The sequence below is a fragment of the Streptomyces sp. NPDC046915 genome (assembly GCF_040644935.1).
GTDB lineage: Bacteria > Actinomycetota > Actinomycetes > Streptomycetales > Streptomycetaceae > Streptomyces.
The window spans coordinates 183,465-205,081 of sequence record NZ_JBEYXB010000018.1 but is presented as its reverse complement, the minus strand read 5'-3'; the positions used below and the strand labels follow the sequence as shown (position 1 = coordinate 205,081).

Below are 21,617 nucleotides of genomic sequence, written 5' to 3'. Positions count from 1 at the left end.
GCAACGATGGCTGACGCCAAGGTCATTCCGTTCGACGACGACCGGTCCCGCGGGGGCGCCGTGCAGCGGCCGCCGCGGCGCCGGAGCGCGGGGAACAGGCTGAAGAACGGGGAAGGAGGCCTGGTCCGCGAGGTGCAGACCCTGCCCAACCGGGCACCCGCGCAGGATGATGTTCCCGTGACCAGCGAGGAGACGCCGCTCGAGAAGCCGCGGGCCGAGGGCGGTGACGGCGGTCTGGAGCGGCGGATCGCCGGCGGGCTGTCCTTTCTGCGCCGCCGGCTCACCGGGGACTACGAGGTCGACGACTTCGGCTACGACGAGGAGCTCACCGACCAGGTCCTGATGTCCCTGCTGCGTCCGGTGTACGAGAAGTACTTCCGGGTCGAGGTGAAGGGCGTCGAGAACATCCCGGCGGAGGGCGGTGCGCTGATCGTCGCCAACCACTCCGGGACGCTGCCGCTGGACGGCCTGATGATGCAGGTCGCCGTGCACGACCACCACCCGGCGGGCCGGCATCTGCGCCTGCTCGCCGCCGACCTGGTCTTCGTACTGCCGGTGGTCAACGAACTCGCCCGCAAACTGGGCCACACCCTGGCGTGCGCCGAGGACGCGGAGGGGCTCCTCGGGCAGGGCGAGCTGGTCGGGGTGATGCCGGAGGGCTTCAAGGGCATCGGGAAGCCCTTCAGCGAGCGCTACAAGCTCCAGCGGTTCGGCCGGGGCGGTTTCGTGTCCACGGCCCTGCGCAAGGGCGCTCCGATCATCCCCTGCTCGATCGTCGGGGCGGAGGAGATCTACCCGATGCTCGGCAACGCCAAGACGTTGGCCCGCCTCCTCGGCTTCCCGTACTTCCCGCTCACGCCCACCTTCCCCTGGCTGGGCCCCCTGGGCGCGGTCCCGCTGCCCACCAAGTGGACGATCCAGTTCGGCGAGCCGATCCCCACGGACGGCTATCCGCCGGAGGCCGCCGAGGACCCGATGCTGATGTTCAACCTGACCGACCAGGTCAGGGAACAGATCCAGCACACCCTCTACAAGCTGCTGGTGCAGCGGCGGTCGGTGTTCTTCTGAGGAGGCCGGCGGCGGTTTCGGGGACGGGCCGCCGGAGGGCGCCGGGTTCCGGCCGTGTTGAGCCGTCGGACGGAGTCCGGCACAGCGGTCGCGAAGCCTGCGGAGCAGCGCGAGTGCAGCCGGCAGGAGGGGCCAGACTGCTCGTGCAGCGGAGGCCGGTGTCCTTCTGAGGTGCACGGCAGCGGGGGCGCTCCTTGTGTAAGGGGCGCCCCCGCCGACGTGCTCGTGCCTGGCCGCTAGCCGTTGTTCTCCTCGCCGTCGATGCCCAGGCCGGGGAGGAGGCCCGGGAGGAGGGGCGGGAGGGTGACGTCCGGGGCGGTGGTGGGGGACTTGCTGGTGGACGGGGAGGCGCTGCCGCTGCTCTTCGGGGGGTCGAGCAGGCCGCCCGTGCTGCCGCCGAGCAGGCCGTCGCCGGTGCTGCCGGAGGCGGAGCCGCTGGGGCTGCCGCTGCTCGACTGGTGGCCGGAGGCGGAGCCGTCGCCGGTGCCGGGCGCGGTCGACCGGTGCGTGCCGGAGGGGCCGCTGGGCGTGGTGCCGGAGCTGTGCCGCTTGCCGTCGCCGGGCTGGGCGGGCTGCGGCAGCAGGGACTGGAGCGGGGCGACCTCTTCGTCTATGGCGTCGAACACCGACGAGACCTGCTGACTGACGTCCCCGAGCTGGACGGGCAGCTTGTCGCGGAGCGCGCCCCAGGCCTCGCGGTGGGACCGCGAGAAGGTGGAGAGGGCCTGGATGGGGCCCAGCGAGTCGGGGTCGCGCTCGTACACCGCGTGCAGCAGCCGGTGGCCCTCGGAGACGTCGTGCTGCATGCCGGACAGCGTGCGGCGGATCTCGCCGATCGACTCGTGGTCGAGATGGCCGCCGCGGCCGCGCTCCATCAGCCGCCGTGCTTCGTTCAGCCGGGTCGAGGCCTGGTCGAGATAGCCCTGGCCGCGCTCGTTGTCCCCGTCGGCCAGGTAGTTCAGCTTGAAGTCCTCGATGCCGCGCTTGAGGCCGTACAGCGAGTCGCCGGGCAGGGCGTCGGAACTCGCGGCGGCGACTCCGCCGAACGCCCCCGCGGCCACACCGACGCTGAGCCCGCCGGCGGCGAGTCCCTTGGTCAGCCGTGAACGCGGTCGCAGCCTCCCCAGCGGGCTCGCCCGGTGGGCCCCACGGCTCCGCTGGGAACGCTGACCGGGAACCGAAGGGTCAGCCGCCTCGCCCGCGGTGCCCTCCCGCAGCATGGCCTCCATCGCGGCCACCAGCTGAGCCCGCTGGACGACCTTGACGTCGGGGTCGAGCTGCGGCTTGGGCAGTACGCCGAGACATCCCGCGAGGGCCGTCATTCGGCCCTGCTCGGTCTGTTCCGCGGCGGCCGGGCCCGGCAGTGCCGGACCCTCGGTCTGCTCGGCCACCGTGTCCCGGTCGGACTGCTCCTCCAGGGCCTGGGCGAAGGCGTTCGCCCGCCGGTGCGCCGATACGTTCGCGATCACTGGCGGCACCTCCTCTCGTCATGACGGTCGACTCCCCAGGGGGTCCTGAGGGTTGCACGCCCTCGACCGATCCACCTGATCGAGTGATCAGGGTCGACCAGGACGTGACCACAGGGAGCCTGTATCCCGCACAACGACTGGCGCGGCACTTGGGTTACGGACGACGGGCACCCGGATCGGAAAGTCAACGCGCCTTTACCGGGCGTGAGTTGGGTGTCGCCCAGCGTGCCCGCGCGGTGACCGCCGTCAGCGAGCGGCGTCAGCGCGCGTCGTCCGGCAGGAGCCGGGCGAGCGTGCGCACGGCCCGGTACTGGAGGGTCTTGATGGCGCCCTCGTTCTTGCCCATGACCCGGGCGGTCTCGGCGACCGACAGACCCTGGAGGAAGCGGAGCGTCACGCACTCCTGCTGCTGCGGGTTGAGCCGCCGTACGGCGTCCAGCAGGGCGGCGTTGGAGAGGGACTCCAGGACGGAGTCCTCCGGGGAGCGCTCGACCTCGTTGGCGTCGAGCATCTCGCCGGTGGTGACCTCGAGGCGGAAGCGGCTGGACTTGAAGTGGTCGGCGACCAGGTTGCGGGCGATGGTGACGAGCCAGGCGCCGAAGTCGCGGCCCTGCCAGGTGAAGGTCCCGATCCGGCGCAGGGCGCGCAGAAAGGTCTCACTGGTGAGGTCCTCGGCGGTCGCCCGGCCGCCCACCCGGTAGTAGATGTACCGGTAGACCGTGTCGCTGTACTGGTCGTAGAGCCGGCCGAAGGCCTCGGCCTCGCCGGCCTGGGCCCGCTCCACGAGATCCATCATCCGGGCGCTGTCACTGTCCGCGGCCGGCCGGCGCGCGCCGGCCGAGCCCGCCGAGCGCCCCCGTCTGCCGACCGCGGCACCGCCCTCGGCGAGTGCGTAGCACGGGCCTACGGGCGCGGCCGTGGCGAAGGCGGGGACGGCGTACGCGGTGGGGGCGAAGCCGCGCAACGTCGCCTTGACCGTCGCGACCGTCGCCCGGAGCGTAGCCAGGCCCGAGGCGTCAACCCCGACGTGTGGGTACACGGGACTCCCAGAGGCAGAGCTTCCATCACGTGCAGTGCCGGACCTTTCACCCGTCGTAGCGACGGAAGGGTGCCGGTTTGCGTCCCAGGAGAATAACGCTTCGTGCAGGCACTGCTACACCCAGTTGCTCAAAACATCGATTACGTCGCTTACGTAATCGTTTGACGCCCGTTCAAGTGCCGAAGTCTGAACGCTTGTTGATCGGAAAAGTGCGTGTTGCGGCGAACTGCGGGCGTGTTGGGGTGCGGGTCGGGTATTCATGTCCGACCCGTGTTCGACCCGCGTGCCGGGCCGTGTTCCGAGGTGTGTTCCGAGGTGCGTGACTACCGGCGGCGCCGGTGCAGGGCGATCGCCGCCGCGGTGCCGCCCGCCACGGCGCCCACGCCCGCCGCCGCCGGGATGCCGACCTTCGCCGCCTTGCGGCCGGTGCGGTAGTCCCGCAGGCGCCAGTCCTTGTCCCGGGCGTGCTTGCGCAGCTTGGCGTCGGGGTTGATGGCGTACGGGTGGCCCACGAGGGAGAGCATCGGGATGTCGTTGTGGGAGTCGCTGTAGGCGGCGCAGCGGGTCAGGTCCAGGCCCTCCGCCGCGGCCAGCGCCCGCACCGCCTCCGCCTTGGCGGGGCCGTGCAGGGGCTCGCCGACCAGCTTGCCGGTGTAGACCCCGTCGACCGACTCCGCCACCGTGCCCAGCGCACCCGTCAGGCCCAGCCGACGGGCGATGACCTGCGCGATCTCCACCGGGGCCGCCGTGACCAGCCAGACCTTCTGGCCCGCGTCCAGGTGGGCCTGGGCCAGCGCCCGGGTGCCCGGCCAGATGCGGTCGGCCATGTACTCGTCGTAGATCTCCTCGCCGATCGACTCCAGTTCGGCGACCCGGTGACCCTTGACGATGGACAGCGCCGAGTCGCGCGCGTCCTGCATGTGCTCGGGGTCCTCGACGCCGGCCAGCCGGAACCAGGCCTGCTGCCAGGCGAACTTCGCCAGGTCCCGGGTCTCGAAGAACTTCCGCTTGTACAGGCCGCGCCCGAAGTGGAACAGCGCGGCACCCTGCATCACGGTGTTGTCCAGGTCGAAGAACGCGGCGGCCTTGTCGTCGCCGAGCACCGGGAACTCCGGTTCCCGGTCCGCAGCGTCCTGGGCGTCCGGAGTGTCGTGTGCGTCCTGGGCGTCCTGCGAGGACTTGCGCGCAGCCTCAGCCGAGGCCTCGCCTGCCAACACGCTCCGCGCCGTGGCGGAGCGCCTACGGGGAGTGAGCCATCCGAGAGCGGCCATGGCGTGAGCATAGCCAGTTTGTTCGGTGGTTCCGGAGTCGTGAGGTTTGAAGGCTGTGAACTCTCCGCGACCTGGCCGTTAAAGAAGCGCGAGAATGGCCCGCATGAGTCCCCTCTTTCGGCGTAAGGCCGACCCGCGTGACCGGTTCGTCACACTCGTCCGCAAGCCGGGCTGCCATCTGTGTGACGACGCTCAAGCGGTCGTGGAGAAAGTCTGTGGCGATCTCGGTGTGCCCTGGGAGCAGAAGGACATCACCGAGGACCGGCAGCTCCACGACGAGTACTGGGAGCAGATCCCCGTGGTCCTCGTCGACGGCCGGCAGCACACGTTCTGGCGCGTGGACGAGGGCCGTCTGCGCAAGGAACTGACCGAGTAGTCCAAGTCAGGCGGAACCTGGCTTAGGATCGACGGCGACTTGGTCTCGGGGGCGGGATTCTTGAGGAGTGTGTCGGTTTTGCCCCTACCAGTGCCCCTGCCGGTGGCCCCACCACTGAGGCGCGTGAGCCCGGTCACGTTGGGCGGGCAAATCGGACACCATCTTTGTGCACGCGTTCACAAAGACATAGCCTGCATTCGACGGGGCGGTCTGGGGACGTGTGACCGCCCGCAGCCCCGCTCTACCCGCAGGAGCACCGTGGCAACTGGCCGAACTCACCGACCGGCGACCCGCAGCCGAGGGATTCCCGAGGCCACCGTCGCCAGGCTTCCGCTGTACCTCCGAGCCCTGACCGCTCTGTCGGAGCGCTCGGTACCCACGGTCTCCTCCGAGGAACTGGCCGCCGCCGCGGGAGTCAACTCCGCCAAGCTGCGCAAGGACTTCTCCTACCTGGGCTCCTACGGAACGCGCGGTGTCGGCTACGACGTCGAGTACCTCGTCTACCAGATCTCCCGCGAGCTCGGCCTGACCCAGGACTGGCCGGTCGTCATCGTCGGCATCGGTAACCTCGGCGCCGCCCTCGCCAACTACGGCGGGTTCGCCTCCCGTGGCTTCCGCGTCGCCGCGCTCATCGACGCCGACCCGGCGATGGCCGGCAAGCCCGTCGCGGGCATCCCCGTGCAGCACACCGACGAACTCGAGAAGATCATCGAGGACAACGGCGTGTCCATCGGTGTGATCGCCACCCCCGCGGGCGCCGCCCAGCAGGTCTGCGACCGCCTGGTCGCCGCCGGTGTCACCTCCATTCTGAACTTCGCGCCGACCGTCCTGTCCGTCCCCGACGGCGTCGACGTGCGCAAGGTCGACCTCTCCATCGAGCTTCAGATCCTCGCCTTCCACGAGCAGCGCAAGGCCGGCGAGGAGACCGCCGCCGGCGACGGCGCGCTGCCCGCCGCCACCCGCGGGAAGTCCGCCGACCAGGGACCCGACGGGGACGTACCCGCCGTGATGCCGGCATGAGTCTCCTCGTCGTGGGGCTGAGCCACCGCAGCGCCCCGGTCAGCGTCCTGGAACGCGCCGCGCTCACCGCGGACGCCCAGGCCAAGCTGGTGCAGGACACGGTCGCCGCCGAACCGGCCACCGAGGCCGCGGTGCTCGCCACCTGCAACCGCATCGAGCTGTACGCCGACGTGGACAAGTTCCACGCCGGTGTCGCCGAGCTGTCCACGCTGCTCGCCCGGCACAGCGGCGTCGGCCTGGAGGAGCTCACTCCTTATCTCTACGTGCACTACGAGGACCGGGCCGTCCACCACCTCTTCTCGGTGGCCTGCGGGCTGGACTCGATGGTCGTCGGCGAGGGCCAGATCCTCGGCCAGATCAAGGACTCCCTGGCCAGGGCGCAGGAGCTGCACACCGCCGGACGCCTGCTCAACGACCTGTTCCAGCAGGCCCTGAGGGTCGGCAAGCGCGCCCACTCCGAGACCGGCATCGACCGCGCCGGCCAGTCCCTGGTCACCTTCGGCCTGGAGCAGCTGGCCGCGGGCACGGACGTGCAGGCCTGGGCCAAGCGCAAGAAGGCACTGGTCATCGGCGCCGGCTCGATGTCCTCCCTGGCCGCGGCCACGCTCGCGCGGGCCGGGGTCGCCGAGGTCGTCATCGCCAACCGCACCCAGGACCGCGCCGAGCGCCTGGCCCAGATACTCACCGAGGCCGCCGAGACCGACGTACGGGCCCGCGCGGTGCCGATGGACGCCGTCGCGCTGGAACTGACACGTGCCGACATCGCCGTCTCCTGCACCGGCGCGACCGGCCTGGTCCTGACGGCCGCCGCCGTCGCGGGCGCGGTCGAGGGCCGCATCGGCGAGCCCACGGCAGCGGCCGACGACGACCGTACGTCCGCCCGGACCGGCGTACGCCCCGCCGCGCTGCCGCCCACCAGCATCGGCACCGACGACGGCTGCCCGCTCGACGTGTCCGCCGTGCAGGGCGCCACCGGCTTCTCCGTGATGGGCGAGGCCGCCGTGGCCGGCATCGACGCCGCGACGCTCGAGCAGCACGGCGCCTGGGTGGACAACGGCACCGTCGACCGCCGCGACGCCGCCCGCCGCACTCCCGAGGCCGACGCCGAGCTGATCACCGCGCTCGCCGCGACCGTCGCCACCGTCGGCCGCGTTCCCGAGCGCCGCAAGCCCGAGCCGGTGGCCGGGATATCGCGCCCGGCCCCCGTCCTCTTCCTCCTCGACCTGGCCATGCCCCGAGACATCGACGCGGCCGTGCACCGCCTGGCCGGGGTGCGGCTGGTCGACATCGAGTCGCTGGCCGAGGCCTCGGCCGACGCGCCGATGGCCGCCGACGTCGACCAGGTCCGCCGGATCGTCGCCGACGAGGTCGCCGCCTTCGGCGCCGCCCAGCGGGCCGCGCACATCACGCCGACCGTGGTCGCCCTGCGCACCATGGCCGCCGATGTCGTCGCCGGTGAGATCGCCCGCCTCGACGGACGGCTGCCCGACCTGGACGACCGCCAGCGCGGCGAGATCCGCCAGGCCGTGCACCGCGTCGTCGACAAGCTGCTGCACGCGCCGACCGTCAGGGTCAAGCAGCTCGCGGCCGAACCCGGCGGCGCCGGGTACGCGGACGCGCTGCGCACCCTGTTCGACCTCGACCCCGAGACGGTGGCCGCCGTCTCCCGGGCCGGGGACAGCACCGAGAACGAGGCCAGGAACCGAGGGCCAGCATGAGTACCAGGGCACTGAGACTGGGGACGAGGCGGAGCAAGCTCGCCATGGCCCAGTCCGGGCAGGTGGCGGACGCCGTACGCCGGCTGACCGGACGGCCGGTCGAGCTCGTCGAGATCACCACGTACGGCGACGTATCCCGCGAGCACCTCGCGCAGATCGGCGGCACCGGCGTCTTCGTCACCGCGCTGCGTGACGCGCTGCTCAGGGGCGAGGTCGACTTCGCGGTGCACTCGCTGAAGGACCTGCCGACCACGCAGCCCGAGGAACTGGCGCTGCCCGCCGTTCCTCTCCGCGAGGACCCGCGCGACGTGATCGTCGCCCGGGACGCGCTGAAGTTCACCGACCTGCCCCGGGGCGCCCGGATCGGCACGGGTTCGCCGCGCCGCATGGCGCAGCTGAACGCGTACGCGCGCACCCACGGGCTGGACATCGAGACCGTCCCGATCCGCGGCAACGTGGATACGAGGATCGGGTACGTGCACGGCGGCGAACTCGACGCCGTCGTCCTCGCCGCCGCCGGCCTGAGCCGAATAGGCCGGATCGACGAGGTGACCGACTTCCTGTCGGTCGACACAGTTCTGCCGGCCCCCGGCCAGGGGGCACTGGCGATCGAATGCGCCGCGGACGACGCGGAGCTGGTCGCCGCTCTCGGCGAACTCGACGACCCCTTCACCCGGGCCGCCGTGACCGCCGAACGGTCACTGCTCGCCGCCCTGGAAGCCGGTTGCAGTGCCCCCGTGGGTGCGCTGGCCGACTTGCTGGCCGACGGGCAGATTGTCAACGAAATGCGCCTGCGCGGCGTCGTCGGTACGACCGACGGCACGCACATGGTGCAGCTGTCCACCACCGGTCCCGTGCCCGAGACACACGGCCAGGCGATGGCGCTCGGTCGCGAACTCGCCGCCGAGATGCTTGCCCAGGGCGCGGCCGGTCTGATGGGGGAGCGAGCACATTGAGCCCCACCACCCTTCCCACCGGCCTTGAACACGGGCACGTCACCTTCCTGGGTGCCGGACCCGGGGATCCGGGACTGCTGACTCTGCGCGCCGTCGAGGCGCTGGCGAACGCGGACGTCCTGGTCGCCGAGCACGATGTGCTCGACGTGATCCGCGTACACGCCAGGCAAAACGTCTCCGTCCTACGTACGGACACGGATCCTTCCGCGGACCCGTATCCGGGCACAGGCACGCCCCAGCTGACGGTCGTTGACGGCACGTCAACAACCGCGGCCGTCCCGTCCTTGCGGGATGCCTCTCATCTTGTCATGGAGGCTGCGCGGGGCGGCAGGCGGGTCGTCCGTGCGGTGCCCGGCGATCCGGGACTGGATACGTACGCGGCCGAGGAGATGCTCGCCTGCGTCGCCGCCGGGGTGCCCTTCGAGGTCGTCCCCGGCATCGCGACCGCCGTCGGCGTGCCCGCGTACGCCGGTGTGCCGCTGCGGGACGCGCAGGGCGCGGACGTCCGGTTCGTGGACGCCCGTACGGCGTCCGACCGCTGCTGGACCGAGGTCGGCGCCTCCGACGGCACGGTGGTCGTGTCGACGACGCTGGACTCCGTGGCCGCCGCCGCGGGTGAACTGGTCGCCGCCGGCCGCAAGCCGGACACGCCGCTGACGGTCACCGTCGGCGGTACGACGACCCGTCAGCGCACCTGGACCGCCACCCTCGGCACGATCGCGCAGACGCTGAAGCAGGCCAAGGTGCTGCCGTCCCCCGAGGGCGGCCGGCCGGTGATAGCCGTGGTCGGTGAGCGTTCCGCCGCCGCCCAGCGCGACCAGCTGTCGTGGTTCGAGTCCAAGCCGCTGTTCGGCTGGCGGGTCCTCGTGCCGCGCACCAAGGAGCAGGCGGCGTCGCTCTCCGACCAGCTGCGGTCCTACGGAGCCGTCCCGCACGAGGTCCCGACGATCGCCGTGGAACCGCCGCGCACGCCCCAGCAGATGGAGCGCGCGGTCAAGGGCCTGGTGACCGGCCGCTACGAGTGGATCGCCTTCACCTCGGTGAACGCCGTGAAGGCGGTCCGCGAGAAGTTCGAGGAGTACGGCCTTGATGCTCGGGCTTTTGCGGGTATCAAGGTGGCTGCGGTGGGCGAGCAGACGGCCAAGGCCCTGATCGCCTTCGGCGTGAAGCCGGACCTGGTCCCGAGCGGCGAGCAGTCGGCAGCCGGCCTCCTGGAGGACTGGCCCCCGTACGACCCGGTCTTCGACCCGATCGACCGCGTCTTCCTGCCGCGCGCCGACATCGCCACGGAGACCCTCGTGGCCGGCCTGATCGAGCTCGGCTGGGAGGTCGACGACGTCACGGCCTACCGCACGGTCCGCGCCTCGCCGCCCCCGGCGGAGACCCGCGAGGCGATCAAGGGCGGCGGCTTCGACGCGGTCCTCTTCACCTCCTCCTCCACGGTCCGGAACCTGGTCGGCATCGCAGGCAAGCCGCACAACGTGACGGTCATCGCCTGCATCGGCCCGGCCACCGCCAAGACGGCCGAGGAACACGGCCTCCGCGTCGACGTCATGGCCCCCGAGCCGTCCGTCCTCAGGCTGGCGGAGGCCCTGGCCGACTTCGGCACCAAGCGCCGCACCGCCGCGCTGGAGGCGGGGGACCCGGTGACGCGGCCGAGCGAGCGGAGGCCGGGGGCGCGGAGGCGTCGCTCGACGACGTGATGCCGTGACGCCGTGAGCGGGTGGCGGGATGTGCCGGTGGGCACGTCCCGCCATCGCGCGTTTCCGCCCGGTTGGCTCCGTCAGTGTCCGGAGGCGTACGGCAGGAAGGTCGCCCAGGCGGTGGGGGTGAGGGCGAGGCGGGGGCCGTGGGGGTTCTTGGAGTCGCGGATGAGGATGCGGTCGGGGATGGCCGCCACTTCGACGCAGTCTGGGCCTTCGTCTGTGCTGTAGCTGCTTTTTATCCACTTTGCGTCGTAGGGCTTGAGGCTCATGTCTCTCCAAGCACTCTCTCGATAAGGGCCATCGACTCCCGTGGGCTGAGAGCCTGTGCCCGGATGATTCCATAACGCATGTCAAGCAGTTGCACCTCTTTGGGATCGGCGATCACACGGCTGATGTGCTGCACCTCGACGTGCCCGACCGTGGTGCCGTCCTTGAGCCTGAGTAACCTGAACGAGCCGGCGAGGCCCGAGTTTTCCTCACGGCCCAGCGGGAGCACTTGGAGGTCAACGTTCAGGAACTCGGCGACCTCCAGCAGTCGTTCGAGTTGTGCTCGCATGACCATCTTGCCTCCGATGGGGCGGCGAAGCGTCGACTCGCACTGGACAAAGCTGAAGACGGGCCGAGCGGTCGTAGCGTCAACAACCTCCTGACGGGCCACGCGAGCTGCTACTCGTTGCTCTCTCTCTTCTGCCGTGAACGGGGGACGCCGAGCACTGAACACGGCTCGCGCATATTCCTTGGTCTGCAACAACCCATGGATCACGGAGTTGTTGTAGGCACACAGCTCGACCGCCTCCCCCTCCAGCTTCTTCAGGTCCCGGACCTTCTTCGGGTACCGCGCCTCCGCCACGTCCCCCTTCATCGCCGCGATCTTGCCGCCCGCACCCAGGGCTTCGTCCGCCGCGTCCAGATACTCGGGCCGAGGAATCCGCCGCCCCCGCTCCACGGAGGAGACCAGTTCCTCGCCGTACCCGATGGCCGCCCCGAACTCCACCTGGGTCATCCCGGCGGCCTCCCGCCACAGCTTCAACTGCCGGATCACCGCCCGCATCACGGCCCCGGCCTCGTCGTCCTCCGGCTCCGCGTACCAGTCGTTCACGCCCGTCACCACCCTCCACCGAACCTTCGTGCCCAACGCCGGCCGCACGCCCGCCGTCACTACGGACAGCCCGGACGGAAGCCGGACAGAGTCCGGACGGTCACGCCCCGCACGGCCGCCAGCTCTTCACAGATTAGGCATGCGTGAACACGCTGAGTGACATGGTCGAAGAAATCACCCGAACCAGCACTTCCGCTACCGCGCCCGCGGTCACTGAGCCCCGCTTCTCGGTGCCGCTGTCCTCAACCCGACGCGGAGCCCGGCTGGCCAGGCTGCTGGCAGCGGAGCAACTGCGCTCATGGGGCATGCCGTTGGACCCGGCCAGGCTGATCGTCGCCGAGCTCGCGGCGAACGCGGCGCTGCACGGACGCGTCCCCGGCCGGAGCTTCCGACTCGCCCTCACGCTCACCGCGCCGGGCACGCTCCGTATCGAGGTCACCGATACCCGTGGTGACCGCTGGCCGGAGCGCGCGCGGACGATGGACGCGTCACCCCGCGAGTCCGGCTACGGCCTGCTGCTGGTGGAGGAACTGGCCGATCGCTGGGGCGTACGCGGCGGTCCTCCGCCGGCCAAGACGGTCTGGGCGGAGCTGGACCTCGGCGGAAACGCCTGAGCCTATGCCCGGGGTGTGCCGTCCCAGCGCCATGCGGTCAGACGAGGGTATCCAGGTAGTTCGGCGCGTCCAGTGGCCCACAAAAGGGTCGACCAGGCATCCGTGGACGAGGGCGCGCCCGGAAACAGCCGGGTGAGCACTCGAAAGCACAGATCAGCAGGCGGACTCCATACGAGACCGAGCCCTTGTGCCAGGTCGTGCGTGTGTACCAGGGTCTCCACGATCCCCATCGCTGCGAAGCCCTCGGGATCCGAAACGCCGAAGACGTGGTGAGCGCGGGTTTGCGGAGGCGTCGTGCGCACCATGGCGACCAGCAGCGCGCCGCTTGCCTCCAGCACCTGTAGCAGGCCGGCGGGCCCCGCCTTGCGGTCCGCGTGAATGGCGTTCGCTGGGCCGCCGGGCCGTCGGCTCTCGCATACGAAGGGCACCTCGCCATCCAAGGGCGGTGCTTTGGGGCCCAGTTGCGCAGCGTAGGCGAAGAGGTCGTCGCTGAGGTGCTCGACGGTTTCCCAGCAGTCCCATTCCAGCGAACCGGCCCTGCCTTCCCAAGCAGCTGGGGGCGCCTCGCGAAGGACGCTCACAGCAAGCTGCACAGCAAGGTCGAGGTCATCCGCGGTGACGGGGGGCCGGGAGAGGTCAACATCGGCTGATCGGGACATGGCAGGACCGTACCGCGACCGGAAGGATCCACCCCTCCCATTGGTCTCACCGGCCCAGCAACTCGGCGAAGGTTCGCGGACACGGCACTGGCTAGTGGAGCCGGCGGGTGCTGTGGGCACCCGCCGGCCCTTCGGCGATCAGGCGGCGGTGCCGCCCGCGTAGTCGCTGTTGAACGTCGTTTCGATGGTGGTGGTGACCGGCTGGGCCACGCCGGTGCCCGTGAGGATGATGCCCAGCTCGCGGTTGTTGCTGAGCGAGTTGCTGCTGATGTTCATCGAGCCCGCCTCCACCTCCTGGGTGGTCAGGCCGTAGTCGGCGACCATGGCCTTGGCGTGGATGTAGAAGCCGTTCGGGTCGGAGTAGCCGACGACCTTGCCGCCCGCGGCCTTGATGGCCGAGACCTGGCTGGAGTAGCTGGAGGGGCTCTCCAGGACCACGCGTACGGCCACGCCCGCCTTGGCGCGGGCCACGATGGCGTTGACGACCGTGCTGTCGCTGAACTCCAGTTCCTCGACGTCGAGGGTCTTGGTGGCCGAGTTGATGAAGGACACCAGGCGGCTGCGGGAGTCGGTCGGGGACCACAGGAGGTGGTCGCCGTCGGTCGGGGTGATCGAGGTGCCCGCGTAGTCCGCGTTGAAGACCTTCTCGATGGAGGCGACGTCACGGGTGTCGTCGTCGAAGACGCCGTAGTCGCGGCCGGTCGGGTAGTACTGGGCGGTGAGGTTCCCGGTCAGGACCAGGGACTTGGTGCCGTCGACCGTGATCGTCTTCTGGTGGGTGTAGACGTAGGCGGAGGAGGACCAGACCACGCCTATGCCCGCGTTCGTCAGCGACGTGTAGGCCGAGCCGTTGGCGCTCCGGTGCTGGCGGTCGAGGACGACCCGGACCGTGACGCCCTTGTTCTTCAGGGCTATGAGGTCGTTGACGGCGGTGGCGTCCTCCAGCTCGTACATGGTCATGTCGAGGGTGCTGGTGGCCGAGTTGATGAAGTCGTAGATGGTGGGCTGGCTGCCGCTCTGGGAGAAGGCGAACGCGGAGTAGCTCGCGGCGTTCGCGGGGAGGGCGGTGGCGACGACGGTGGCGCCGGCGGCGAGCGCGACGCCCGCGCGGCCGAGGACCTTCCACAGCATGTGTGTCTCCTGGGGTGCCTGGGGGATGCCTGGGGGTGCCTTGGGAGTGCCTTGGGTGGGGGTGGCGCGGGCATGACACCACGCGCGTAGAACGGTGGGTGGTCGGGCGATTCCAGGTACGGCCAGGAGCGCGCAAAAACTTCGTATCGGGGTTCCGCTATGCCCCGCTTGGCCCGACAGGCCGTCGGCAAAGGCGCGGGCCGGGCGGGCGTAGCGTAGAGGGCATGACGAAGTACGGATCCTTCCCCGGTACGCGACCCCGGCGGCTGCGGACGTCGCCCGTCATGCGGCGGATGGTCGCCGAGACGCGGCTGCACCCCGCCGACTTCATCCTCCCGGCGTTCATCCGGGAAGGCGTGAGCGAGCCCGTGCCGATCTCCGCCATGCCCGGTGTCGTCCAGCACACCCGCGACAGCCTGAAGAAGGCCGCGCTGGAGGCGGTCGAGGCCGGGGTCTCCGGGATCATGCTGTTCGGGGTGCCGGAGGAGTCGAAGAAGGACGCCCTCGGAACCCCGGGCACCGACCCCGACGGGATCCTCCAGGTCGCGATCCGTGACGTCCGCGCCGAGGTCGGCGACGACCTGCTGGTGATGTCCGACCTGTGCCTCGACGAGACGACCGACCACGGGCACTGCGGGGTGCTCGACGAGCACGGGCGGGTCGACAACGACGCGACGCTGGAGCGGTACGCCGAGATGGCCCAGGTGCAGGCCGACGCGGGCGCCCATGTCGTCGGCCCGAGCGGCATGATGGACGGACAGATCGGCGTCATCCGCGACGCCCTCGACCAGATCGGCCGCGAGGACGTCGCGATCCTCGCCTACACGGCCAAGTACTCCTCCGCCTTCTACGGCCCCTTCCGCGAGGCCGTCGCCTCCTCCCTCAAGGGCGACCGCAAGACCTACCAGCAGGACCCCGCCAACTGGCGCGAGTCCCTGCGGGAGCTGGAGCTGGACCTCCAGGAGGGCGCCGACATGGTGATGGTCAAGCCCGCCGGCCCCTACCTCGACATCCTCGCCCGCGTCGCGGACGCCGTGGACGTGCCCGTCGCCGCCTACCAGATCTCCGGCGAGTACTCGATGATCGAGGCCGCCGCCGAGAAGGGCTGGGTCGACCGCGACCGGGCGATCCTGGAGACGCTGACCGGCATCAAGCGGGCCGGCGCGCGGAACATCCTCACCTACTGGGCGACCGAGGTCGCGCGGAAGCTGCGCTGAGCACCGGCCGGCGGTGACAAGGCCCGAAACGGGCCGCCGCCGCGTCCGCATCCCGGAAAGCTGCTTGTAGACGGCACGTACATCCCTAGGCTGCGGGCACGAGACGTCACCGCAGCCGAAGGAGCCGTGCCATGACGGTCGCCGAGCCCGCCCCCGCCCCCACCTCCGCCCCCGTGCCGCCGCTCGCGGCGCGGGCCCGCTCGATCGGCGGCTCTCCGGTACGGGACATCCTCGCCGTCACCGCCCGCCCCGAGGTCATCAACTTCGCGGGCGGGCTGCCGGCACCGGAGCTGTTCGACACGGAGGGCATCGCGGAGGCGTACCGCGCGGTGCTCGCCGAACTGCCCGCCCGCGCCCTCCAGTACTCCACCACGGAAGGCGAGCCCACGCTGCGGACCGCGCTCGCCGACCGTACGAGCGCGCGCGGACTGCCCACTGACCCCGACGACATCCTCGTCACCACCGGCTCCCAGCAGGCGCTGTCCCTGCTCGCCACTGCCCTCCTCGAACCCGGCGACACCATCCTCGTCGAGAACCCCTGCTACCTCGCGGCACTTCAGGCCTTCGGCTTCGCGGGCGCGAGGATCCTGCCCGTCCCCTCCGACGTCGGCGGTGTCGACCCCGAGGCCCTGGAGGAGCTGGTGGCACGCGAACTCCCCAAGCTGCTCTACACCGTGCCCACCTTCCAGAACCCCACCGGCCGCACCATGCCGGCCGCACGCAGGGCGGCGGTCGCGGACGTCGCCGCGCGCCGAGGCCTGTGGGTCATCGAGGACGACCCGTACGGCGAACTCCGCTTCGAGGGCGAACGCGTGCCGTGGATCGCCTCGTACCCCGGCGGCGCGGACCGTACGGTCCTGCTCGGCAGCTTCTCCAAGGTCATGGCACCCGGCCTGCGCCTCGGCTGGCTGCGGGCGCCCGCCGAGCTGCGCCGGGCCTGCGCGATCGCCAAGCAGGCGGCCGACCTGCACACACCGACGGTCAACCAGCTCGCCGCGGCCCGCTACCTGACCGACAACGACCTGGACGCCCACGTCGCCCGGGTCGCCGGGGCGTACCGCGACCGCCGCGACGCCATGCTCGCGGGCCTGCCCCACGCGCTCCCCGCCGGCTCGACCTGGAGCCGCCCCGAGGGCGGCATGTTCCTCTGGGTCCGCCTCCCGGAGCCGTACGACACCACGGCCCTGCTCCCCGACGTCGTACGGCACGACGTGGCCTACGTCCCCGGCGCCCCCTTCCACACCGGCACCCCCGACCCCTCGACCCTCCGCCTCTGCTTCGTGACCCAGACACCGGAGGAGATCACGGAGGGGCTGCGCAGGCTCAGGAGGGGACTCGGTGGCTGAGGCGGGCACGGCTCACTGGAGGACGACCGTGTAGTCGTGCCGGAGGTCCGCGGCGCACCGGAAGACGTTCAGCGAGCCGCCCCTGCCCACCCTCACCTGTGTAGGCGTGTTCACCTCGGGCGTGCCGATGAGAGCGCGGTCCTCCAACGGAATCCAACCCGTGTTTCCACCCAGCTCAAGGGAGTTGATGGCCAACAGGAGTTCCATGGACTGCCCGCACGAAGGGCAGCTGATCGCATAAGGGCCCGTCACGCCCCACGTCGCGTAGCCACCGACCTTCCAGCCCGGCGTGATCGAGAAGTCCTCTTCATAGGTCGGGGAGTCGTCGCTTCCGTCGGCCTCCTCCTCGTTCTCCTCTTCCCATTCCTCGATACGTTCTTGGAGGCCTTCACTCAACAGCTCGATGTATTCATGCTCCACGACCTGTTCCGGGTGGAGAACACAAGGCTCCGGCACATAATCCGCGTCGCCCACCACTTCCGGCCGGGGCGGATCCGCCAGTGGCGCACAGTCGGCTGCCCTGCGCCAGCGAAGCTGGATGTCAGGCGTCGCTTGTCGCCCGTGCGCACTGAACGGACACCACAGGACCTGGAGGAGGTCGTACCCTTCCGGCCCTTCCGGAGCGACGAGGTCCGGCACCTCCTGGACGTACAGCTGGGCGAGCGGGACGAGGGGTACCGGCGAGGTTTCCGTGAGCGCGGCAACATGATACTCCCGGCGCAGCTCGTGCAACCGTTCGCGCTCCTGTTCCGTAGGACCCGATTCCGGGCTGCGACGCCATGCCTCGTCGAGTACCCGCCTCTCCTGGTGGATGTCCTCGATGCGACGGCCGGTGTCACGAGGATGCGCTGCTCGGCAGGTGGGCCACGGCTCGTCGGACGGCCACAGGAACGGTCCCCCGACGGAACTGTGGAAGGGATCAGGTGCGCCGGGCCGCGGGTGCAGCCGTGTGCAGGTCTTCCTGTGGCCGACGAGCTCGGGGAACCGCGCCTCGATGTCCAGCGGCCGGCCCGGGGTCGTGCGAGTCATCTTCCTCCTAGGTCATTCATGTACGGCTCACGGTTCGGGAGGACGGGGCGTGAGAGGTGTGTCTACGGTGAGGGCATGGCCGACACAGTGGGATCCACAGTGGGATCCGATGTGGGATTCGAACTCGACGCGTACCTTCGGCGGATCGGGTGGGAGGGGGAACGGCGGGCCGACGCGGAGACGTTGCGGGGGGTGCATCTGGCGCACATGCGGGGGATTCCGTTCGAGAACCTGGACGCGTTGCGTCGTACGGCGCCCTCCCTGGAGCCCGCCGATCTCGCGGCCAAGCTCCTGCACAGCCGTCGTGGCGGGTACTGCTATGAGCACAACACGCTGCTCGCTCTCGCTCTGGAGGCGCTGGGATACGGCGTGACCCGGCTGACGGCGCGCGTCGTCGTGGGCGCGGACGACATCGCGAGCCGTCCGCGCACGCACATGGCGCTGCTGGTCGAGGCGCCGGGCGACCCGCGGCCGTATCTGGCGGACGTCGGCTTCGGGGCGATCGGTGCGCTGCTGGAACCCGTGCCGCTGACCACGGGCGTCGAGTTCCACGACGCGGGGCGCCGCCACCGCCTCGTCCACGTGCCGCACGACGGCCCGCTGGAGATGTGGGTGCTCCAGGCCTACGAGGCGAAGAGCGGCACGTCCGGGGAAGGGTCCTGGGTGGGGCAGTACGCCTTCACCCTGGAGCCCTTCGAGAAGCCCGACTTCGAGGTCATCAACTGGCACATCGGCACCAACCCGCGCTCCCCCTTCACCCAGCGCCTCTACGTGCAGCGCGTCACCGGCGACAGCCATCTGCTGCTCAACGGCCGCCTCCTGACCGAGACGCGTGCCGACGGCACGGTCACGGAGCGGGAGGTGACGGACGAGGCCGAGGCACGCCGTCTGCTCGACGAGGAGTTCGGCATCACCGCCCCGGAGGGCATGACCCTCCTCGGGTGAGGCCGGCCCGGCCTCCGGGTCAGTCCCACCAGAAGTGCCAGACGGACTCGCCGACCAGTTCCTTGGCGTAGGCGCCCAGCGCGCCCAGTCCGCTCTGCGTGAGGTTGTCCGGGCAGAACGCGAAGTGCTCCGCCGCCAGTGCCTCCGCGTCGGCGAGGGTGGTGGGCGGGGCGGCCACGGAGACGACCAGGGTGTCGAAGCCGAGGCCGACCACGCGTATGCCGAAGCGGTCCTCCCAGGAACGGAGGACCGCGCAGAGCCGCGCCACGTCGTTGTCGTGGTTCACCGGGCCGGACCAGCCGATCGCGGCTGGAATGTCGGCGGACCGCCGGGCCGGGACGAGCGCGAGCCGCGGATCCTTGAACCAGGCGTCGGAGCCGTCGGTCAGCGAGTCGGCGAGCCGGGCCGCGCAGGTGCCGGGTTCGACGGTCAGCGAACCCGCCGGCGCGAGGCCGGGCCAGACGGGCCCGAACGGGGCCCGCAGCTCGTCGAGTTCCTCGTCGGGCCCGTACTCCTCGTCCTCCTCCGCCCCGTCGTCCTCCCAGTACTCCGCGAGCACCTCCTCGGCGTCGTGGTCCCCGGGGTACGAGGCGTAGTCAGGGCTCAGCTCCCACCGCTCCGGCCCGCCCTGGGAGCCGTGCGCCTCGATGAGCACGGGCAGCAGGCCCGCCCGGCCGGCGGACACGCCGAGCGCGGCCCAAGTGCCGGGCGCGGCCTGCTTGTCGGCGTGCCACAGCAGCGGCTCCGGCCATGGACCGTCGATCGTCGCGTCGACCAGCCTCCCGGGCGGGAGCTGGAGGCCCAGGGAACGTCCGCTAGGGTCGGACGCCAGCTTGGGCAGCGGGTTGGGAAGAGTCGCCATGCCGCAGACTGTAGGGGGAGCCACTGACAGCGGCCGTCACCTCGTGGCGGCGAAGGCCCTCCAGGCCTCTGGCCCGATCCGCTGAGCGGGACCCGGCCTTGCCGCTACGGTGTCGACCAGCGGGATCCGTACTGCGGATCCCGGCTGCCGGGCGACATCTAGGGGGACGGGATGGCCGACGGCCTGCTTCTCGCGCACCTGCACTTCGGGCGCGAGGACGCCGAGCGGGATGTGACCGACGACGGTTTGCTGCTGCGCGGCGGATTCCAGCCCACGGCGGCGTACCGGGCCGCGGTGGCCGGGAAGAAGATGCTCATCATCGGCCGCAAGGGGTCCGGGAAGAGCGCCATCTGCATGCAGTTGCGGGCGGACGGCGGCGAGCGCGCCGGAAGGGTGCTGGTCACGCCGGACGAGGCAGCCGGCGAGGAGATCCGCCGGTTCGAGTTACAGGGACTGCAAGGGGACTCGGCGAAGGCGCTGATCTGGCGGTACGTGTTCGCCGTGCACGCGGCCCGTCACCTGGTGGCGCACGCCAGGAGCAGTGCGCACGGCGGCCGCAGACCCGCCTCGGTCAAGGCACTGGCCAAGTTCCTGAAGCAGAACGGGGAACTGGCGGGGGACGGGCTGGGGGAACGGCTGGCGGCCAGTGCCAAGGGCCTGCAGACCTCGCTGTCCCTGGAGGCGTTCGGGGTCAAAGCGGGTATGGACCTCGCGCAGTCGCCGTCGGAAGGGGCGCGAGCGCAGCGGCAGTTGGGCATCGTCGAGCAGGGTGTGGTGCAGGCGCTGGCCGATCTCGGCTGCGACGGTGCGCACGAACCGCTGCTGCTCATGGTCGACCAATTGGAGCAGATCTGGTCGGCGGAGCCCGACAGTAATTCGCTGGTGATCGGACTGCTGCTCGCGGCCAAGTACGCGACGAGCCGCTACGGCCCTTCCGTGCGGCTGCTGCTCTTCCTGCGGGCCGACATCTACGACTCGCTGTCGTTCGGCGAGGGCGACAAGTTCCACGGCGACGAACTGAGGATCACCTGGTCCCAGGCGGCGCTGCGGGACCTGGCCCTGGCCCGCGCGCGGGCCTCCGCCGGGGTGGAGCTGACCGCCGGGCAGCTCTGGCGGGAGATCTTCCCGCCGGAGGTGGTCGGAGAGGAGACGCCGGGCTATGTCTTCCGCCGCTGTCTGCCCCGGCCGCGGGACGCCATCCAGTTCCTCAACGCCTGCCAGGAGGCGGCCTGGTTGACGAACGCCCGGGACCGGATCACCGAGGCGGACGTGCTCCACGCCGAGCGGCAGTTCTCCGAGTGGAAGCTGAAGGACCTGTCCTCGGAGTACCTCGTCGCCCACCCGTTCCTGAAGAACCTCTTCCCGCTGTTCCAGAACGCCGGGTACGTGGTGTCCCGCGCGGCGCTGCACAGCCGTTTCGAGGCTGCCGAGGAGACCCTGCACGAGCTTTTCCCCGCGTACACCGACGCGCTGACTCTCTCCGGAGTCGTCGACGTCCTGTACGGCGTCGGCTTCCTCGGCGTACGACGTGGCCACGACGTGGTGTTCGCCTGGCAGGACCACCTCCCGGTGCAGCCGCACGAGACGGAGTTCCACATCCATCCCTGCTTCCGGCAGGCCCTCGGCGCCACCCGCGCGATCGACCTGCGCCGGTACGAGCCCGTGGTGGTGCGGGACCGGCTGGTGCAGGGCAACGTGTTCAACGGTCCGTCGGTGGGCATCAGTCCGGTGCGGCGGGACGACCGGCTGCTGCGGGAACTCGTCCGCTCCTGCCACTCGGTCCTCGCCCAGGTGGGACGGGCCGTGCCGCTCGCGCAGGACGCCCGGGACGAGATCGGCCGGGAGATCAACCGCGTCCTCGACGACCTCAACGCGCTTCCGCCGGACGGCATCCCGCTCGGCATGAACGACCAGCTCCTGTCGACCGCGCACTACTTCACCTCCCTGGCCGCCCAGCTCACCGCCAGCGGCCTCACGGACGGCATGGAGGTGGCGCACCGTCTGGAGGAGGAGGCGAGACGGCTGCGCCGGCTGGCAGGCGGCTCGTACGGCAGTTCGGGCAGCTCGGCCGGGAACTGAACGGTGGGAACTG

20 protein-coding genes are annotated in these 21,617 nt (G+C 70.8%); 11 read left to right on the top strand and 9 right to left on the bottom strand.

Translation table 11 applies throughout. From position 1 onward, the window contains the following. Window positions 1-6 precede the first annotated feature (6 nt). Window positions 7-1,068, top strand: a complete 1,062-nt coding sequence (locus tag ABZ915_RS36790; protein ID WP_361812494.1) for a lysophospholipid acyltransferase family protein — start codon at window positions 7-9, stop codon at window positions 1,066-1,068. Window positions 1,069-1,304: 236 nt separating this feature from the next. Here ABZ915_RS36790 and ABZ915_RS36785 read toward each other — a convergent pair whose 3' ends face one another. The 3 genes from ABZ915_RS36785 to ABZ915_RS36775 form a co-directional block, all read right to left on the bottom strand. Continuing rightward, the gene (locus ABZ915_RS36785) at window positions 1,305-2,537 is read right to left on the bottom strand and encodes a DUF5667 domain-containing protein (protein ID WP_361812492.1); all 1,233 of its coding nucleotides are present in this window, start codon (window positions 2,535-2,537) and stop codon (window positions 1,305-1,307) included. A 259-nt stretch (window positions 2,538-2,796) separates the two neighbouring features. Further along, complete coding sequence (locus tag ABZ915_RS36780) at window positions 2,797-3,576, bottom strand: ECF subfamily RNA polymerase sigma factor, BldN family (RefSeq protein ID WP_361812490.1); 780 nt, start codon at window positions 3,574-3,576, stop codon at window positions 2,797-2,799. A 323-nt stretch (window positions 3,577-3,899) separates the two neighbouring features. Further along, on the bottom strand, window positions 3,900-4,847 hold the full coding sequence (locus ABZ915_RS36775) for an HAD-IB family hydrolase (protein WP_361812488.1): 948 nt from the start codon (window positions 4,845-4,847) through the stop codon (window positions 3,900-3,902). Between the two features lie 94 nt (window positions 4,848-4,941). Here ABZ915_RS36775 and ABZ915_RS36770 point away from each other — a divergent pair, with 94 nt between their 5' ends. The 5 genes from ABZ915_RS36770 (at window position 4,942) to ABZ915_RS36750 (ending at window position 10,620) form a co-directional block, all read left to right on the top strand. After that, window positions 4,942-5,223 (top strand): glutaredoxin family protein, encoded by a 282-nt coding sequence (locus ABZ915_RS36770; protein WP_361812486.1) that lies wholly within the window; start codon window positions 4,942-4,944, stop codon window positions 5,221-5,223. A gap of 258 nt (window positions 5,224-5,481) precedes the next feature. Further along, window positions 5,482-6,243, top strand: a complete 762-nt coding sequence (locus tag ABZ915_RS36765) for a redox-sensing transcriptional repressor Rex (protein WP_361812484.1) — start codon at window positions 5,482-5,484, stop codon at window positions 6,241-6,243. Further along, on the top strand, window positions 6,240-7,961 hold the full coding sequence (locus ABZ915_RS36760; protein ID WP_361812482.1) for a glutamyl-tRNA reductase: 1,722 nt from the start codon (window positions 6,240-6,242) through the stop codon (window positions 7,959-7,961). Before ABZ915_RS36765 ends, ABZ915_RS36760 begins: the two co-directional genes overlap by 4 nt. Next, window positions 7,958-8,917 carry a hydroxymethylbilane synthase gene (hemC, locus tag ABZ915_RS36755; RefSeq protein WP_361812480.1) on the top strand — a complete coding sequence of 320 codons (960 nt, stop codon included), beginning with the start codon at window positions 7,958-7,960 and terminating at the stop codon, window positions 8,915-8,917. The genes ABZ915_RS36760 and hemC overlap by 4 nt, the downstream gene beginning before the upstream one ends. Then, window positions 8,914-10,620, top strand: coding sequence for a uroporphyrinogen-III synthase (locus tag ABZ915_RS36750; RefSeq protein WP_361812478.1), 1,707 nt, complete (start codon window positions 8,914-8,916; stop codon window positions 10,618-10,620). Before hemC ends, ABZ915_RS36750 begins: the two co-directional genes overlap by 4 nt. Before the next feature lie 80 nt (window positions 10,621-10,700). Here ABZ915_RS36750 and ABZ915_RS36745 read toward each other — a convergent pair whose 3' ends face one another. Both ABZ915_RS36745 and ABZ915_RS36740 read right to left on the bottom strand, forming a co-directional pair. Then, window positions 10,701-10,892, bottom strand: a complete 192-nt coding sequence (locus ABZ915_RS36745; RefSeq protein WP_361812476.1) for a DUF397 domain-containing protein — start codon at window positions 10,890-10,892, stop codon at window positions 10,701-10,703. Next, on the bottom strand, window positions 10,889-11,722 hold the full coding sequence (locus ABZ915_RS36740; protein ID WP_361812474.1) for a helix-turn-helix transcriptional regulator: 834 nt from the start codon (window positions 11,720-11,722) through the stop codon (window positions 10,889-10,891). The genes ABZ915_RS36745 and ABZ915_RS36740 overlap by 4 nt, the downstream gene beginning before the upstream one ends. 161 nt (window positions 11,723-11,883) lie before the next feature. On the opposite strand from ABZ915_RS36740, the gene ABZ915_RS36735 reads away from it, so the two are divergent. Next, window positions 11,884-12,336 (top strand): ATP-binding protein, encoded by a 453-nt coding sequence (locus ABZ915_RS36735; RefSeq protein WP_361812473.1) that lies wholly within the window; start codon window positions 11,884-11,886, stop codon window positions 12,334-12,336. 2 nt (window positions 12,337-12,338) lie between these two features. Here ABZ915_RS36735 and ABZ915_RS36730 read toward each other — a convergent pair whose 3' ends face one another. Then, entirely contained in the window at window positions 12,339-12,995 is a 657-nt protein-coding gene (locus ABZ915_RS36730; protein WP_361812471.1) for a maleylpyruvate isomerase N-terminal domain-containing protein, read from the bottom strand. Between the two features lie 138 nt (window positions 12,996-13,133). Beyond that, a complete protein-coding gene (locus ABZ915_RS36725) occupies window positions 13,134-14,126 on the bottom strand; it encodes a phospholipase D-like domain-containing protein (protein ID WP_361812469.1) in 993 nt (330 codons plus the stop codon). Window positions 14,127-14,350: 224 nt separating this feature from the next. Here ABZ915_RS36725 and hemB point away from each other — a divergent pair, with 224 nt between their 5' ends. Both hemB and ABZ915_RS36715 read left to right on the top strand, forming a co-directional pair. Then, on the top strand, window positions 14,351-15,343 hold the full coding sequence (hemB, locus tag ABZ915_RS36720) for a porphobilinogen synthase (protein ID WP_361812467.1): 993 nt from the start codon (window positions 14,351-14,353) through the stop codon (window positions 15,341-15,343). 131 nt (window positions 15,344-15,474) lie between these two features. Then, complete coding sequence (locus ABZ915_RS36715) at window positions 15,475-16,689, top strand: PLP-dependent aminotransferase family protein (protein WP_361812466.1); 1,215 nt, start codon at window positions 15,475-15,477, stop codon at window positions 16,687-16,689. 12 nt (window positions 16,690-16,701) lie between these two features. Here the strand turns inward: ABZ915_RS36715 and ABZ915_RS36710 are convergent, their stop codons facing one another. After that, window positions 16,702-17,421 carry a hypothetical protein gene (locus ABZ915_RS36710; protein WP_361812465.1) on the bottom strand — a complete coding sequence of 240 codons (720 nt, stop codon included), beginning with the start codon at window positions 17,419-17,421 and terminating at the stop codon, window positions 16,702-16,704. Between the two features lie 372 nt (window positions 17,422-17,793). On the opposite strand from ABZ915_RS36710, the gene ABZ915_RS36705 reads away from it, so the two are divergent. Next, window positions 17,794-18,663: an arylamine N-acetyltransferase gene (locus ABZ915_RS36705; protein ID WP_361812463.1), complete on the top strand. Its 870-nt coding sequence runs from the start codon at window positions 17,794-17,796 to the stop codon at window positions 18,661-18,663. Between the two features lie 19 nt (window positions 18,664-18,682). On the opposite strand, the gene ABZ915_RS36700 is transcribed toward ABZ915_RS36705, so the two are convergent. Beyond that, on the bottom strand, window positions 18,683-19,525 hold the full coding sequence (locus tag ABZ915_RS36700; protein WP_361812462.1) for a DUF4253 domain-containing protein: 843 nt from the start codon (window positions 19,523-19,525) through the stop codon (window positions 18,683-18,685). Between the two features lie 171 nt (window positions 19,526-19,696). Here ABZ915_RS36700 and ABZ915_RS36695 point away from each other — a divergent pair, with 171 nt between their 5' ends. After that, on the top strand, window positions 19,697-21,604 hold the full coding sequence (locus ABZ915_RS36695; RefSeq protein WP_361812461.1) for a hypothetical protein: 1,908 nt from the start codon (window positions 19,697-19,699) through the stop codon (window positions 21,602-21,604). Window positions 21,605-21,617: the final 13 nt, after the last annotated feature.

What these genes read in the sequence shown, in the direction of transcription:
- ABZ915_RS36715 (WP_361812466.1), top strand. Translation starts at nt 15,475, where the DNA reads ATGACGGTCGCCGAGCCCGCCCCCGCCCCCACCTCCGCCCCCGTGCCG.
- ABZ915_RS36695 (WP_361812461.1), top strand. Translation starts at nt 19,697, where the DNA reads ATGGCCGACGGCCTGCTTCTCGCGCACCTGCACTTCGGGCGCGAGGAC.
- ABZ915_RS36790 (WP_361812494.1), top strand. Translation starts at nt 7, where the DNA reads ATGGCTGACGCCAAGGTCATTCCGTTCGACGACGACCGGTCCCGCGGG.
- ABZ915_RS36745 (WP_361812476.1), bottom strand. Translation starts at nt 10,892, where the DNA reads ATGAGCCTCAAGCCCTACGACGCAAAGTGGATAAAAAGCAGCTACAGC.
- ABZ915_RS36730 (WP_361812471.1), bottom strand. Translation starts at nt 12,995, where the DNA reads ATGTCCCGATCAGCCGATGTTGACCTCTCCCGGCCCCCCGTCACCGCG.
- ABZ915_RS36775 (WP_361812488.1), bottom strand. Translation starts at nt 4,847, where the DNA reads ATGGCCGCTCTCGGATGGCTCACTCCCCGTAGGCGCTCCGCCACGGCG.
- ABZ915_RS36725 (WP_361812469.1), bottom strand. Translation starts at nt 14,126, where the DNA reads ATGCTGTGGAAGGTCCTCGGCCGCGCGGGCGTCGCGCTCGCCGCCGGC.
- ABZ915_RS36700 (WP_361812462.1), bottom strand. Translation starts at nt 19,525, where the DNA reads ATGGCGACTCTTCCCAACCCGCTGCCCAAGCTGGCGTCCGACCCTAGC.
- hemC (WP_361812480.1), top strand. Translation starts at nt 7,958, where the DNA reads ATGAGTACCAGGGCACTGAGACTGGGGACGAGGCGGAGCAAGCTCGCC.
- hemB (WP_361812467.1), top strand. Translation starts at nt 14,351, where the DNA reads ATGACGAAGTACGGATCCTTCCCCGGTACGCGACCCCGGCGGCTGCGG.
- ABZ915_RS36760 (WP_361812482.1), top strand. Translation starts at nt 6,240, where the DNA reads ATGAGTCTCCTCGTCGTGGGGCTGAGCCACCGCAGCGCCCCGGTCAGC.
- ABZ915_RS36735 (WP_361812473.1), top strand. Translation starts at nt 11,884, where the DNA reads ATGGTCGAAGAAATCACCCGAACCAGCACTTCCGCTACCGCGCCCGCG.
- ABZ915_RS36770 (WP_361812486.1), top strand. Translation starts at nt 4,942, where the DNA reads ATGGCCCGCATGAGTCCCCTCTTTCGGCGTAAGGCCGACCCGCGTGAC.
- ABZ915_RS36705 (WP_361812463.1), top strand. Translation starts at nt 17,794, where the DNA reads ATGGCCGACACAGTGGGATCCACAGTGGGATCCGATGTGGGATTCGAA.